The organism is Pseudomonas sp. IT-93MI4, assembly GCF_949767635.1.
Classification (GTDB): domain Bacteria; phylum Pseudomonadota; class Gammaproteobacteria; order Pseudomonadales; family Pseudomonadaceae; genus Aquipseudomonas; species Aquipseudomonas putida_A.
On record NZ_CATKPP010000011.1, the window covers coordinates 394,514 to 408,208 of the forward strand.

At 61.5% G+C, this 13,695-nt stretch carries 12 protein-coding genes; 5 read left to right on the forward strand and 7 right to left on the reverse strand.

Going from position 1 to position 13,695, the window contains the following annotated elements; translation table 11 throughout:
• Positions 1-93 precede the first annotated feature (93 nt).
• The gene (locus tag ACM6I7_RS09000) at positions 94-807 is read left to right on the forward strand and encodes a murein L,D-transpeptidase catalytic domain family protein (RefSeq protein ID WP_027611721.1); all 714 of its coding nucleotides are present in this window, start codon (positions 94-96) and stop codon (positions 805-807) included.
• Here ACM6I7_RS09000 and ACM6I7_RS09005 read toward each other — a convergent pair.
• On the reverse strand, positions 755-2,143 hold the full coding sequence (locus ACM6I7_RS09005; RefSeq protein ID WP_414888392.1) for an MFS transporter: 1,389 nt from the start codon (positions 2,141-2,143) through the stop codon (positions 755-757). The two genes, ACM6I7_RS09000 and ACM6I7_RS09005, sit on opposite strands and share 53 nt — an antisense overlap.
• A gap of 103 nt (positions 2,144-2,246) precedes the next feature.
• On the opposite strand from ACM6I7_RS09005, the gene ACM6I7_RS09010 reads away from it, so the two are divergent.
• Positions 2,247-3,134, forward strand: a complete 888-nt coding sequence (locus ACM6I7_RS09010) for a LysR family transcriptional regulator (RefSeq protein WP_414888393.1) — start codon at positions 2,247-2,249, stop codon at positions 3,132-3,134.
• Here ACM6I7_RS09010 and ACM6I7_RS09015 read toward each other — a convergent pair.
• Positions 3,131-3,751: a cell wall hydrolase gene (locus tag ACM6I7_RS09015; protein WP_285376262.1), complete on the reverse strand. Its 621-nt coding sequence runs from the start codon at positions 3,749-3,751 to the stop codon at positions 3,131-3,133. The two genes, ACM6I7_RS09010 and ACM6I7_RS09015, sit on opposite strands and share 4 nt — an antisense overlap.
• Before the next feature lie 199 nt (positions 3,752-3,950).
• On the opposite strand from ACM6I7_RS09015, the gene ACM6I7_RS09020 reads away from it, so the two are divergent.
• Positions 3,951-4,802, forward strand: a complete 852-nt coding sequence (locus ACM6I7_RS09020; protein WP_414888394.1) for a CAP domain-containing protein — start codon at positions 3,951-3,953, stop codon at positions 4,800-4,802.
• A gap of 349 nt (positions 4,803-5,151) precedes the next feature.
• Here ACM6I7_RS09020 and ACM6I7_RS09025 read toward each other — a convergent pair whose 3' ends face one another.
• The 5 genes from ACM6I7_RS09025 to ACM6I7_RS09045 form a co-directional block, all read right to left on the reverse strand.
• Entirely contained in the window at positions 5,152-5,610 is a 459-nt protein-coding gene (locus tag ACM6I7_RS09025) for an REP-associated tyrosine transposase (protein WP_027611716.1), read from the reverse strand.
• Positions 5,611-6,237: 627 nt separating this feature from the next.
• Positions 6,238-6,393, reverse strand: a complete 156-nt coding sequence (locus tag ACM6I7_RS09030) for a DUF2474 family protein (RefSeq protein ID WP_095118385.1) — start codon at positions 6,391-6,393, stop codon at positions 6,238-6,240.
• Positions 6,380-7,396: a cytochrome d ubiquinol oxidase subunit II gene (gene cydB / locus ACM6I7_RS09035; protein WP_027611715.1), complete on the reverse strand. Its 1,017-nt coding sequence runs from the start codon at positions 7,394-7,396 to the stop codon at positions 6,380-6,382. The genes ACM6I7_RS09030 and cydB overlap by 14 nt, the downstream gene beginning before the upstream one ends.
• Before the next feature lie 3 nt (positions 7,397-7,399).
• Positions 7,400-8,803: a cytochrome ubiquinol oxidase subunit I gene (locus tag ACM6I7_RS09040; protein WP_095136770.1), complete on the reverse strand. Its 1,404-nt coding sequence runs from the start codon at positions 8,801-8,803 to the stop codon at positions 7,400-7,402.
• 106 nt (positions 8,804-8,909) lie between these two features.
• A complete protein-coding gene (locus tag ACM6I7_RS09045; protein WP_414888395.1) occupies positions 8,910-11,234 on the reverse strand; it encodes an FdhF/YdeP family oxidoreductase in 2,325 nt (774 codons plus the stop codon).
• A gap of 357 nt (positions 11,235-11,591) precedes the next feature.
• On the opposite strand from ACM6I7_RS09045, the gene moaA reads away from it, so the two are divergent.
• Positions 11,592-12,590 (forward strand): GTP 3',8-cyclase MoaA, encoded by a 999-nt coding sequence (gene moaA, locus ACM6I7_RS09050; protein ID WP_414888396.1) that lies wholly within the window; start codon positions 11,592-11,594, stop codon positions 12,588-12,590.
• 35 nt (positions 12,591-12,625) lie between these two features.
• Positions 12,626-13,525, forward strand: coding sequence for a bestrophin family protein (locus ACM6I7_RS09055; protein WP_027611711.1), 900 nt, complete (start codon positions 12,626-12,628; stop codon positions 13,523-13,525).
• The last annotated feature ends 170 nt before the right edge of the window (positions 13,526-13,695 follow it).

Here is a 13,695-nt window from a genome sequence, read left to right on the forward strand (position 1 = left end):
TGAACAGTCAGGCTCGAAACAGGGGTCTGTCGGGTATGACTGGGAGTCAGGAGCCAAAGTGCCAAATAAGTAGCAAGTGAGGACACTTTATAAATGTTGACGTATTTGCGCCGACTTCTGCTGACCACCGCGACCCTCGTCGTCGTGAGCAGCCCAGCTTTCGCCGCCGGCAAACCATCGCCGGTTCTCTTCACCAGCCTCGCCCACGCCGCGCCGGAACTCAATCCCCAAGCGCTGAAAGGTGCCTTGAGCGCCATGCAATGCGCAGTGAACAATGGCGCGAGACCCTCACGCCACCTGGCGATCATCGACTATTCGCAGCCCTCCACCGCCCGCCGGCTGTGGATCTTCGATCTGAACAGAAAGAAACTGGTGCTGCGCGATCTGGTCGCCCACGGTTCAAATTCCGGGGAAAATTTCGCTACCCAGTTCTCCAACCGCGAAGGCAGTTACCAGTCCAGCCTCGGTCTGTTCCGCACCCAGGAAAGTTACGAGGGGACCCACGGTTATTCGCTGCGCATGGACGGTCTGGAACCGGGCTTCAATGACCTGGCCCGCGACCGGGCCATCGTGATCCACGCCGCCGACTACGTGAATCCGTTGTGGAGCAAGCGTCAGGGCCGTATCGGTCGCAGCCAGGGTTGCCCGGCGGTGCGCCCGCAAGTGGCGAAGCAGGTGATCGATAAACTCAAGGACGGCCAGTTCATGTTCTCCTGGTACCCGGACCAGCGCTGGCTGAAGTCCTCGCCGTACCTCAACTGCCAGCCGCAGCAAGTGGCGAGCATCTTGAGTACCCACGCCAGCTGACGATCAGGGCGACGACCATCAGCGCCGCCGCAACCCCGAACGTGTAGTGCAAGCCACTGCCGATGACCTCGGCCGGGGCTTGCGTCGGGTCACCCGTAGCGAAGGCGAACACCGCGCCCATGACCGCCGCGCCGGTGATCAGCCCGAGATTGCGTGACAGCCCGAGCAGGGCCGACACCACGCCGCGCTGATCCTGACTGACCATGGCCATCAACCCGCTATTGTTGGCCGCCTGAAACAACGCGTAATTGCTGGCAATGACCGCCATCGGCAGCAGATACGCCGCCAGACCGAGACTCATCGGCAACAACGCCAACAAACTGCAACCACCGGCCAACCCGAACAACGCCCCCGGCACCACCCGCCGCGTACCGAAGCGATCCACCAGACGCCCCGCCGGCACCCCGCCACACGCCGCCAGCAGCGGCCCGACCGACAATGCCAGGCCGACCACGGTGCTGCCCAGTCCCAGGCCCCGGCTCAGGTAAAACGGCCCGACCACCAGCGTGGTCATCATCACCGTCGTTACCAGCAACGTTAGCGCCAGGCTGCTGCTCAGACGTGCGTCGGCAAACAATGACAGGCGAATCAGCGGCGCCCTGGCGTTCATCTCGACCGCAACAAACACCCCTGCCCCGCACAGGCTGACCAGCAGCAACATCAGCGTGTAGCCATCGAGCGTCATCGCCAGCGCGTAGGCGGCCAGCGTCAATACCAGCACCACGGTGCCGAGGTAATCAAACGCGACTGCCGATTTGGCCGGGCGATCGGCCGGTAGATAACGATAAACCAGCCACGCATTGAGCAGGCCCAATGGCACGTTGAGGACAAAGATCGACGGCCAGCCGACATGCGCGATCAGCAGACCACCCAGCGATGGCCCGAGGCTGGTGCCGGTGGCCGACATGGTTGCCAGCAAACCCATCGCGCTGCCCGCTCGCGCCTTGGGCACCGCATCCGCCACCAGCGCCACCGTCAAGGCGAACATGATCGCCGCGCCAAGGCCCTGCACGGCCCGCGCGCCGATCAACCAGCCCAGCCCCGGCGCCAGCGCACAGCACAGCGAAGCACTGGTAAAAATGCCGATGCCGATCAGTAGCAGGCGTCGCCGCCCGAACACATCGCCCAGACGCCCGACACTGACAATCAACGTGGTGACCGCCAGCAGGTAGGCCAGCACGATCCACTGCACCTGTTGAAACGTCGCATCGAACGCTGCAGCCAAGGTCGGTAATCCGGCATTGGCGATGCTGGTGTCCAGCGACGGCATCAACATCGACAGCGCCAGACTGGTCAGCGCCCAGCGGGCTTGAGGGGGCAAGGGGGATCCGGGCATCGGGCGCTCCTGGTGCAAAGGTCAGACGGCATAGCCTGCGTCTCGACAAGGCAAGGCGCAAGACGCATGCTTTGCACTTGATACCTGCACGGAACGCCATGTCATGAGCACACCGGATCTGAACCTGTTGATCACCCTCGACGTGTTGTTGCGCGAAGGCAGCGTCGCCCGCGCCGCGCACATTCTGCGGTTGAGCCCGTCGGCCATGAGTCGTGCCCTGGCCCGGCTGCGCGAAACCACTGGCGATCCGTTGCTGGTGCGCGCCGGCCGAGGTCTGGTGCCGACCCCGCGTGCGCTGGAATTGCGTGAGCGGGTCAGCGCTCTGGTGCAGGAAGCCGAGGCGGTGTTGCGCCCCGCCGAAGTGCTCGATCCCGGCCAGTTGCAGCGCACCTTCACCCTGCGCAACACCGACGGTTTTGTCGAAACCTTCGCCGCCGCGCTGCTCGCGCGCATCGCTGAAGAAGCACCCGGCGTGCGCCTGCGCTTTGTGCAGAAAGCCGACAAGGACAGCATGCCGCTGCGCGAAGGCCGGGTCGATCTGGAGACCGGCGTGGTCGACGACAGCACCGACCCGACGCTGCACAGCCGCATTCTGTTTGAGGATCACTGGATCGGTGTGGTGCGCGAAGGCCATCCGTTGAGCTCGGGCAAGATCAGCAGCAAACGGTTTGCCGGCGGCCAGCACATTCTGATCTCACGGCGCGGGCGCAGCAGCGGCCCGGTTGACGAAGCGTTGCTCGCCGCAGGTCTGACGCGGGATATCGTCACGTCATTCGGCGGCTTTTCGGCGGCGCTGACGCTGGTGCGCGAATCGGACCTGATCGCCACGGTTCCGGAGCGTCACACCAGCAAGCTGCGCATGGGCCTGCACAGCTTCGCCCTGCCCTTCAGGATGCCGCCGATCAGCGTGTCGATGCTCTGGCACCCGCGCATGGACGCCGACCCGGCGCACCGCTGGTTGCGCAATTGTGTACGGGAAGTCTGCGTCTAACGCGCATCGCCGCCGGCCGGTTTATAGAACAGGAATTTGCCGACCGCGGCGGTCTTTTTGTACTCCCTGGCCCAGCTCGGATGCACCTGGCGATCATGGAAATACAGTGCGCCATGGGTGCGATCCGGCAACTGGCGGTTGAGTGCCTTGCCGGCGATGTCCTTGGCCAGGGTGTATTCGGCGTCTTCCTTGACCTGATCGGCCTTGCCATCGCACCACCAGGAAAACTGGCAGCTCTTGGTTTCCGAACCTTGCTTGACGACTGCACACACGGTGTCGGGGAAGCCGTCATGGCCGAGGCGGTTCATCACCACGTTGGCCACCGCCTCCATTTCCAGCGTGTCGCGGCCCTTGGCTTCCCAGTAGATACTGCGCGCCAGGCAGGTGATCGGATCGTCCAGCGGCGCGGTGCCGGCGGGGTCAACCGCCTGCACTTCAGTGGGGGTGATCGCTTCGGATTTGGGTGCTGGCGCCGCGCTGACTTTGTCGGCGGCCTTTTCTTCCAGCACCTGGGCTTTCTCTTCGGCCTTGGCCTTGATCGGCGCCTGTTCAGTGGCGCTTACAACACCGACCATCAGGGTTAATGCGAAACAGCCAGCCAACCATTTCAATCCCATGTCAGTTCTTCCGGCAACGCCCGTTCCGGGCAAGGTGTTTCGTGGGGGAGACGCCCGGTTCCCGGGGCCTTCGGAGAGTGTAGACGGCAAATACCGACGTAACGTTCCGCAGAAAAAACCGCTCGATGAAGAAAAAGACATTGCACTGACCGGGGGCCTTTCGCGCATCATGAGCGCACTCAGCTCAAGGGAGATTTCCATGCGCTTCATGCCATCCGTCTTGCGTTTTGCCGCGCTGTCCGTGGGCCTGGCCGTGGCCGCCTCGGCCATGGCTGCCGACGAGTCGCAACTGATCGAGTCGATCAATGCCTACCGCAGCCAACCGCAGCGCTGCGGCAGCCAGGCGTCCAGTGAACTGCCACCGCTGTCGGCCGATCCACGGCTGAGACTGCCGGCCAGCGGTGCGGTCGATCTGCAACAGGCCATGGCCAGCGCCAGCTACCCGATGGTCAACGTGCAGGCGATCACCCTCAACGGCCCACGGGATGCGGCGTCGGCGATGAAGGCGATTCAGGAGAGCTTCTGTCAGGTGGTGCTGGATCCGCAGTTCGTCGATGTCGGGGTCAGCCGCGCCGATCGCGACTGGCGGATCGTGCTGGCGCGACCTCTACTGTCGGCGAAGCTCGGCGATGCGCAAAGCGAAGGCCAGAAGTTGCTCGAGCAACTCAACGCTGCTCGCGCCCAACCGCGTCAATGCGGCGGCCAGGCCTTTGCCGCGGCCGGGCCACTGGCCTGGAACGCGAGCCTGGGCACGATTTCCCAGGATCACAGCCGCGACATGGCCAACAACAACTACTTCGACCACAAGGACCGCGACGGCCGCACACCCGGAGACCGCGCCGAACTGGCCGGCTACAGCGGTCAACTGGTCGGCGAAAACATCGCCGCCGGGCAAGACACCGTGCGCAAGGTCGTCGACGGCTGGCTCGCCAGCCCCGGCCACTGCGCCAACCTGATGAACCCGCAATACAAAGAACTCGGCGCCGCCTACGCGACCGATCCAAAGAGCAGCGCCGGGATTTACTGGACCGCGATGTTTGGGGCGCAGTAACAGCCCTTCAGAAAACACCGAAGATCCGATGTGGGGATTGGTGGTGGATGAAGAATTCAGGGCTGGCCGCTATCAAGGGTGGGAGTGGGCTTGCTCACGAAGGGGTCGGCACATTCAGCATCGATGTCGACTGAGCGGACGCTTTCGCGAGCAAGCCCGCTCCCACAGGGGATAGGTGCTGGGTGAAGGATTCGGGGCTGGCCGCGATCAAGGGTGGGAGTGGGCTTGCTCACGAAGGGGCCGGCACATTCAACATCGGTGTCGACTGAGCGGACGCCTTCGCGAGCAAGCCCGCTCCCACAGGGATCGCGTTTATTCTGATGCAAGGCGGTGAATGCACATCCTGAGTTCAAACCCAGATCGCATCCCATAACGGATAGTCACCGAGTTTTTTTACCAGTCCGGCCCGCAGTGGATTAGCCACTACATAGCGGGCCAGTTTCACCAGATCCTCCTCTCGACGTAATGCATGATCATGAAAACCTTGCTGCCAAAGGCCTCCGGATCTACCGCTCGCTGTGTTGACTGAACGAGTACTCAGGGATTTGACCTGGCACATCAATTGGCCAAGTGTTCCTTTTTGCAATTGGATCAGCCAATGAAAATGATCGGGCATAACCACCCATGCCAATGTGTCGGCAAATCCCTCTTCCTGCGCCTGCCTGAACTGATGCACAACCAACCGGCCGAGCCTGTAATCCGTGAACACCGGCTCACGCCCCAAAGTATTGGCGGTTAGTAGGTAGATCTGATTTTCTTCGCAATGACGGCCGGTTCGCAGGCGATGTGATGAATAACGTTTGGGCATTCCTTTGCCTTGTTCATGGTTGAATTCAAAAAAAAGGCTAGATCAGCCATCACAGTGCGCCGAACATGTTTGTTGGCAGGATGTGTCTGCGCACCGGATCAACTGTGGGAGTGGGCTTGCTCACGAAGAGGCCGGCACACTCAGCATCAATGTCGGCTGACCTGACGCCTTCGCGAGCAAGCCCGCTCCCACAGGGGATTGCTGCTGGATGAAGAATTTGCGGCTGGCCGAAATCCAAGGTGGGATTGGTGGTGGATGAAGAATTCGGGGCTGGCCGCAATCCAGGGTGGGAGTGGGCTTGCTCACGAAGAGGCCGGCACACTCAGCATCAATGTCGGCTGACCTGACGCCTTCGCGAGCAAGCCCGCTCCCACAGGGGATTGCTGCTGGATGAAGAATTTGCGGCTAGCCGAAATCCAGGGTGGGATTGGTGGTGGATGAAGGATTGGGGGCTGGCCGCAATCTAGGGTGGGAGTGGGCTTGCTCACGAAGGGGCCGGCACATTCAGCATCGATGTCCACTGAGCGGACGCCTTCGCGAGCAAGCCCGCTCCCACCGGGGACATCTGCGATGTTCAGAATTGCAGGCACAAAAAAAACCGGAGTCATGGCTCCGGTTTTTTTATTGTCAGTGGGTCCTCATTCCCGCTGCATACATCGCCAGTTTCAGCACACTCGCCACCACGGCGAGCGACACTACACTGCCCAGCCAAATCAGCAACAACCAGCCCAGACGCTTGTACCAGCGGGAGGATTTGACCTCACGCGAATCAATGGTAGCCATCGCCAATCCTCACTTTGCCGCGGAATACGTAGTAGCTCCAGAAGGTGTACATCAGGATCACCGGCAGGATGAACAGTGCGCCGATCAAGGCGAACAACTGGCTCGAAGGCGGAGACGCCGCCGCCCACAGGCTTACCGATGGCGGGATGATGTTTGGCCAGATGCTCAGCGCCAGGCCGATGTAACCGAGCAGCATCAACACCAGAGTGAACACGAACGGCCAGTGGGTGTGACGCTGACGCAAGGTGCGCAGCAGCCCGAACAACGCCAGCAGTGCCAGCATCACCAACCCGGCGAACACCATCAAGTGCCCGCTGGTCGACCAGCGAGTGCCCAATTCCGGGTGCAACTTCAGTGTCCACGTGCCAATCACCACCACCATAGCCGTCAGCAACCACGCCAGCGGCCGGGTGAACAGACGCATCCGCGACTCGAGCATGCCTTCGGTCTTGACCAGCAACCAGGTGCTGCCCAGCAGCGCATAAGCCACCACCAGACCGACGCCGCACACCAGCGGAAACGGCGCCAGCCAGTCCAGGCCGCCACCGGCAAACTGCCGATTCACCACGGGAATACCCGACACGTAGGCGCCGATCGCCACACCCTGGGAGAACGTCGCCAGCAGCGAACCGCCGATGAACGCCTTGTCCCACCAGTGACGCTTTTGCGCTGACGACTTGAAGCGAAACTCGAACGCCACGCCACGGAAAATCAGCCCGCAGAGCATCAGGATCAGCGGCAGGTACAGCGCCTCCAGAATCACCCCGTAGGCCAGTGGAAACGCGCCATACAACGCCGCACCACCGAGCACCAGCCAGGTTTCGTTGCCGTCCCACACCGGGGCAACGGTGTTCATCATCACGTCGCGCTCCTGCTCATCCGGGATCAGCGGAAACAGGATGCCCAGGCCCAGATCGAAGCCGTCCATGATCACGTACATCATCACCCCGAAGGCGATGATCACACCCCAGATCAACGAGAGATCGATACCTTGAATACCCATGACTCAGTGCTCCTTCATCGGGGCGGTAGCCGCCGAAATAGGCCGGCGCGGGGTTTGCAACTGATCGCCCTCCGGCGGATGTTCGTGATGGGGCTGCGGGCCCTTGCGCACCAGTTTCATCATGTAGCCGATGCCCACGGTGAACACCGAGCAGTAGATCACCACGAACAGCAACAGCGAGGTGCTCATCTGCGCCACCGAGTGGTGCGACGCGGCGTCATGGGTGCGCATCAAACCGTAAACGACCCACGGCTGACGCCCGACTTCGGTGGTGATCCAGCCGGCCAGCAACGCGATCAACCCGCTCGGCCCCATCAGCAACACCAGACGCTGGAAGCCGCGATGCTGATAGAGCTTGCCGCCACGACGCAGCGCCAGACCGAGCACACCGACAAGGATCATCAACATGCCCAGCCCAGCCATGACGCGGAAGCTCCAGAAGATGATGGTCGAGTTCGGCCGGTCCTCTTTCGGGAAGCTCTTGAGCGCCGGGATCTGCTTGTCGAGGCTGTGGGTCAGGATCAGGCTGCCGAGGTACGGGATTTCCAGCGCGTACTTGGTCTTCTCCGCCTGCATGTCGGGGATGCCGAACAGCACCAGCGGCGTCGGGCCGTTGTCGGCGTTTTCCCAGTGGCCTTCGATGGCGGCGATTTTTGCCGGTTGATGTTCCAGGGTGTTCAAGCCGTGGGCGTCACCGACCACCGCCTGAATCGGTGCCACGATCAGCGCCATCCACAACGCCATGGAAAACATCCTGCGCACCGGCGCGGTATTGTTGCCGCGCAGCAAATGCCAGGCCGCCGACGAGCCCACGAAGAAGGCCGTGGCGACGAACGCGGCGATCGCCATGTGCGCCAGACGGAACGGAAACGACGGGTTGAACACAATCGCCAGCCAGTCCAGCGGCATCACCCGCCCGTCGACGATTTCGAAGCCCTGCGGCGTCTGCATCCAGCTGTTGGAGGCGAGAATCCAAAAGGTTGAAATCAGCGTGCCGATAGCGACCATCACCGTGGCAAAGAAGTGCAAGCCACGGCCGACGCGGTTCCAGCCGAACAGCATGACCCCGAGGAAACCTGCCTCAAGGAAGAACGCCGTCAGCACCTCATAGGTCAGCAACGGCCCGGTGATGCTCCCGGCGAAGTCGGAAAAGCCGCTCCAGTTGGTGCCGAACTGGTACGCCATGACCAGCCCCGAGACCACGCCCATGCCGAAGTTGACGGCAAAGATCTTCGACCAGAAGTGGTAGAGATCGCGGTAGGTGTCGTCACGGGTTTTCAGCCACAGGCCTTCGAGTACCGCGAGGAAACTCGCCAGGCCGATGGTGATCGCCGGGAAGATAATGTGGAACGAAACCGTGAACGCGAATTGAATTCGCGCCAGGTCCAGTGCCTCCATGTTGAGCATGATGATGTCCTCATCCAGGCTGAAAAGCGGCAGCACGTCGCCGGGCCACCGCCAGGCGCGAACGCCTGCAGCCAGTCAAATTGCCAAGGTTTTTATAAGTAGCGGGTCAGGCCAGCGATGACGGGATCAGGTTGCTGACCTTGGCCGCTTCGAGGCGAATCGCGACGAATTTCGAGGTCGGCGTGTAGGTCCGGTCGCCATAGCTTTCCAGCGGCACCAGCGGGTTGGTTTCCGGGTAGTACGCCGCCGCCTGACCGGGCGGAATGTCGTAGGCGATCAGGGTGAACCCGCTGACCCGACGCTCGCGCTCGTCATCCCACAGCGCCACCAGATCGACCTTCTGCCCCGGTTCGAAACCGAGACGCTGGATATCCTGTTCGTTGGCGAAGATCACGTCGCGCATGCCATAGACCCCGCGATAACGGTCGTCGAGCCCGTACAGCGTGGTGTTGTACTGGTCGTGGGAGCGCATGGTCTGCAGGATCAGATCCGGCTTGACCGGCAGGTTGCGCACGCCTTCGCTGATCAGGTGTTCCGGCAGCACGCACGGGGTGAACTGGGCTTTGCCCGACTCGGTGTTCCAGACCCGATCCGAGGCGTCGTTGCCAAGGTGGAAGCCACCCGGGGTCAGCAGTTTTTCGTTGAAGTTTTCGAAGCCCGGAATCACGTCGCCGATCAGGTTGCGGATGCGTCCGTAATCGCCCACCGCCCACTCCCAGTCGATCGGGTGTTTGCCCAACGTGGCGGCGGCGATTCCGGCAATGATCGCCGGCTCGGATTTCAAGTGCGCCGACTTCGGCTTCAGTTGACCGAACGACAAGTGCACCATGCTGAAGGTGTCTTCCACGGTCACGCCTTGCGGGCCTTCGGCCTGGATGTCGATGTCGGTGCGACCGAGGCACGGCAGGATCAATGCGTCGCGACCGGTGACCAGATGGCTGCGGTTGAGCTTGGTCGAAATGTGCACGGTCAGGTCGAGTTTGCGCATCGCTTCGTGGGTTCGCGGGGTGTCCGGCGTGGCTTGGGCAAAGTTGCCGCCCAGACCGATAAACACTTTGGCTTCGCCACGCTCCATCGCACCGATCGCCATCACCGTGTTGTGGCCGTGCATGCGCGGCACTTTGAAGTTGAAGCGTTTTTCCAGCGCGTCCATCAGCTCCTTCGGCGCCAGTTCGTTGATGCCCATGGTGCGGTCGCCCTGCACGTTGCTGTGACCACGCACCGGCGACAGACCGGCACCCGGACGGCCAACGTTGCCGCGCAGCAGTTGCAGGTTGATGACCTCCTGCAGGGTCGGCACCGAGTGCACGTGTTGGGTCAGGCCCATGGCCCAGCACATGATCACGCTCTTGGCGCGGCCATACATGCGCGCCGCCAGTTCGATGTCGTGCAACGGCACGCCGGACTGCTCGAGGATGTGCTCCCAGGTCGTAGCGTCGACTTCTGCCAGGTAACTGTCCAGACCCGAGGTGTGCTCGGCGATAAACGCATGGTCGAACACCGGTTCGCCACCGCAGGTCTGGGCTTCACGTTCCCACTGCAGAAGGAATTTGACCATGCCGCGAATCATCGCCATGTCGCCACCCAGGGCCGGGCGGAAGTACGCGGTGTTGGTCGCTTCCCAACCGTTGCTGAGCATCTCGATCGGGTTCTGCGGGTTCTGGAAACGTTCCAGGCCACGCTCTTTCAGCGGGTTGATGCACACCACCTGCGCGCCGCGTTTCACCGCTTCACGCAGCGGTTCGAGCATGCGTGGGTGGTTGGTGCCGGGGTTCTGGCCGATGACGAAAATCGCGTCGGCATGATGCAGATCCTCGTAGACCACGGTGCCCTTGCCCACGCCCAGCGTCTCGCCCATGCTCACCGCACTGGCTTCGTGGCACATGTTCGAGCAGTCAGGAAAGTTGTTGGTGCCATAGGCGCGGACGAACAACTGATAGAGAAACGCCGCTTCGTTGCTGGCCCGGCCCGAGGTATAGAACTCGGCCTCGTGCGGCGATTTCAGACCCTTGAGGTGTTCGGCGATCAGCGCGAACGCGTCTTCCCAGGTGGTTTCCACATAACGGTCGATCCGCGCGTCGTAGCGCATAGGGTGGGTCAGACGGCCCTGATATTCCAGCCAGTAGTCGCTCTGCTCGGCCAGGCTCGATACCGTGTACTTGTTGAAGAACGCCGGATCGACCAAGCGCCCGGTGGCCTCCCAGTTCACCGCTTTGGCGCCGTTCTCGCAGAACTTGAGCATGCTCGCACCGGGTGCTTCACCCCAGGCACAGCCCGGGCAGTCGAAGCCGCCGTTCTGGTTGGTCTTGAGCATGGCGCGGATGTTTTTCAGGGCGTTTTCACTGCCCAGCCAGCTTTTGGTCAGGCTGATCACAGCCCCCCAACCGGCAGCGGCACCCTTGTAAGGTTTGTAACGGTCGACTTGTGACATGGGACATCTCCATGACGATGCACACAGGCATGAACCTGATCTTGGTTAAACAGCGACGGCCGACTTTGCACAGCAATAAAGTGGTCGTTTCAGTTGCCGGAGCAAGGATATGAACCGTTACAAAACATTGTCTAATCGCTATTTATGACCACATTATCGAAACCCTCTATCACGGCGAAAAACCCTTTATTTACGGGGCTTTGCGAAACTAAAGCGGTAACTTTCCAGAGAAAATAATTGATCATCGACGCGCTCAATCAAGCAGTCATAAACAGTGATTGGACGAGATCTGAAGTTGCCCATAATCTGCGCTAACCGGTTCCGTCCATGCGGACTTCCCACTTCTGCGAGGCTGTCATGTCAGAGCGTGTCTTGATCGATGGTTACAACCGCCGCGTCGACTATCTGCGCATGTCGGTCACCGACCGCTGCGACTTCCGCTGCGTGTATTGCATGGCCGAGGACATGCAATTTCTGCCGCGTCAGCAGGTGCTGACGCTGGAGGAGATTTATCAACTGGCGCAGAGCTTCGTGACGCTGGGCACGCGCAAGATTCGCCTGACCGGCGGCGAGCCGCTGATTCGTCCGGGCGTGGTCAAGCTGTGCGAGCAGATCGCCGCCCTGCCCGGCCTGCGTGAACTGTGCATGACCACCAATGGCTCGCAGCTGGGCAAACTCGCCGCGCCGTTGTTCGACGCCGGGGTCAAGCGGCTGAACATCAGCCTCGACAGCCTCGACCCGGATCGTTTCAAGCAAATGACCCGCACCGGTGATCTGGCGCAGGTGATCAGCGGCATCGATGCGGCGCGCAAGGCCGGTTTCATCCGAACCAAACTCAACGTGGTGGTGATGCAGGGGCGCAACGATCAGGAGATCAACGATCTGGTGAGCTTTGCCATCGACCGCCAGCTCGACGTCTCCTTCATCGAGGAAATGCCGCTGGGGATCATCAGCGAACACAGCCGCGCCGAGTCGTTTTTCTCCAGCGCCCAGGTGCGCGAAAAAATCGCCGAGCGCTACACCCTGATCGATTCCGCCGAGTCGACCCAGGGCCCGTCGCGCTACTGGCGGCTGGCCGAGGCGCCGGACATTCGTCTGGGCTTTATCTCGCCGCACAGCCACAATTTCTGCGGTACTTGCAACCGGGTGCGGCTGACTGTCGAGGGGCGCCTGCTACTGTGTCTGGGTAACGAGCATTCGGTGGATCTCAAAGCCGTGCTGCGCGCTCATCCGGGGCAACCAGAGCGGCTGGAGAAGGCCATCATCGAAGCGATGAAACTCAAGCCGTATCGGCACAATTTCGAAGTGAACGACGACGTTCAGGTCGTGCGCTTCATGAACATGACCGGCGGCTGAGCCGCCCTCACCCTGCGTAACCGGGATCGCCCAGCATGATCATCAGACCCAAGGTCAACCAATTCGCCATCCTCTTCACCCTCAAGGGTTCGATCGCCAAACGTATCGCCCTGCGCACCCTGATGGTCACCCTGCTGGCTTCTGCCATCGTGCTGATTGAAATGCTCCATCCGAGCAACTTCACCAAGGTCAACGCCACGCCGTTCACCCTGCTCGGGCTGTCGCTGTCGATCTTCATGAATTTTCGCAACAACGCCTGCTACGACCGCTGGTATGAAGCGCGCAAGGCCTGGGGCGATGTGCTGGTGCACATCCGTTCGGTGATTCGCGAAACCCATGTCATCCGCGAATCGGCGCAGCGCAAGCCGTTGCTGCTCAACCTCTGCGGGTTTGCTCATGCGCTGAATGCGCGATTGCGCCGGGAAAGCGAAGCGGCGGCCAGCAGCAAGTGGATAACCCCGCAACACGATGCGCGGGTGCCGGACTACAGTGGCCGGATTCTGCAGCAGGTCGGCCAGCAATGTTCGGATCTGCATCAAAGCGGCGAACTGAGCGAGTGGCGCTACATGTTGCTGGCCAATCACCTGACCAGCCTGACTCAGGCACAAGCGGTGTGCGAGCGGATCAAGAACACCCCGCTGCCCTTCCCCTACACCTTGCTGCTGCACCGCACGATTTACCTGTTCTGCATCCTGCTGCCGTTCGCCATGGCCGAACCGCTGGGCTGGCTGACCCCGCTGTTCACGGCGATTGTCAGCTACACGTTCTTTGGTCTGGATGCGATTGCCGATGAACTGGAAGACCCGTTCGGCCGCGACGAAAACGATTTGGCGACCGACTCGCTGGTGCGCACTATCGAGCGTGACATTCTCAGCGAACTGGGCGAAACCGACCTGCCGCCGATGTTGCTGCCGGTGGACTATGTGCTGAGCTGAGCTCGCTCCCTCTGTAGGAGTGAGCCTGCTCGCGATAGCGGTCGCCCAGTCAGTAAAGATGTTGACTGTGCCGCCGTCATCGCGAGCAGGCTCACTCCTACAGGTTCCAGGTACACCCCGCAGAATGGCTGATCATCACACATCCAAATGTGGGAGCGAGCCTGCTCGCG

What these genes read in the sequence shown, in the direction of transcription:
- ACM6I7_RS09015 (WP_285376262.1), bottom strand. Translation starts at nt 3,751, where the DNA reads ATGGGATTGAAATGGTTGGCTGGCTGTTTCGCATTAACCCTGATGGTC.
- ACM6I7_RS09055 (WP_027611711.1), top strand. Translation starts at nt 12,626, where the DNA reads ATGATCATCAGACCCAAGGTCAACCAATTCGCCATCCTCTTCACCCTC.
- ACM6I7_RS09000 (WP_027611721.1), top strand. Translation starts at nt 94, where the DNA reads ATGTTGACGTATTTGCGCCGACTTCTGCTGACCACCGCGACCCTCGTC.
- cydB (WP_027611715.1), bottom strand. Translation starts at nt 7,396, where the DNA reads ATGGGTATTCAAGGTATCGATCTCTCGTTGATCTGGGGTGTGATCATC.
- ACM6I7_RS09020 (WP_414888394.1), top strand. Translation starts at nt 3,951, where the DNA reads ATGCGCTTCATGCCATCCGTCTTGCGTTTTGCCGCGCTGTCCGTGGGC.
- ACM6I7_RS09030 (WP_095118385.1), bottom strand. Translation starts at nt 6,393, where the DNA reads ATGGCTACCATTGATTCGCGTGAGGTCAAATCCTCCCGCTGGTACAAG.
- ACM6I7_RS09040 (WP_095136770.1), bottom strand. Translation starts at nt 8,803, where the DNA reads ATGCTCAACATGGAGGCACTGGACCTGGCGCGAATTCAATTCGCGTTC.
- moaA (WP_414888396.1), top strand. Translation starts at nt 11,592, where the DNA reads ATGTCAGAGCGTGTCTTGATCGATGGTTACAACCGCCGCGTCGACTAT.
- ACM6I7_RS09025 (WP_027611716.1), bottom strand. Translation starts at nt 5,610, where the DNA reads ATGCCCAAACGTTATTCATCACATCGCCTGCGAACCGGCCGTCATTGC.
- ACM6I7_RS09005 (WP_414888392.1), bottom strand. Translation starts at nt 2,143, where the DNA reads ATGCCCGGATCCCCCTTGCCCCCTCAAGCCCGCTGGGCGCTGACCAGT.
- ACM6I7_RS09045 (WP_414888395.1), bottom strand. Translation starts at nt 11,234, where the DNA reads ATGTCACAAGTCGACCGTTACAAACCTTACAAGGGTGCCGCTGCCGGT.
- ACM6I7_RS09010 (WP_414888393.1), top strand. Translation starts at nt 2,247, where the DNA reads ATGAGCACACCGGATCTGAACCTGTTGATCACCCTCGACGTGTTGTTG.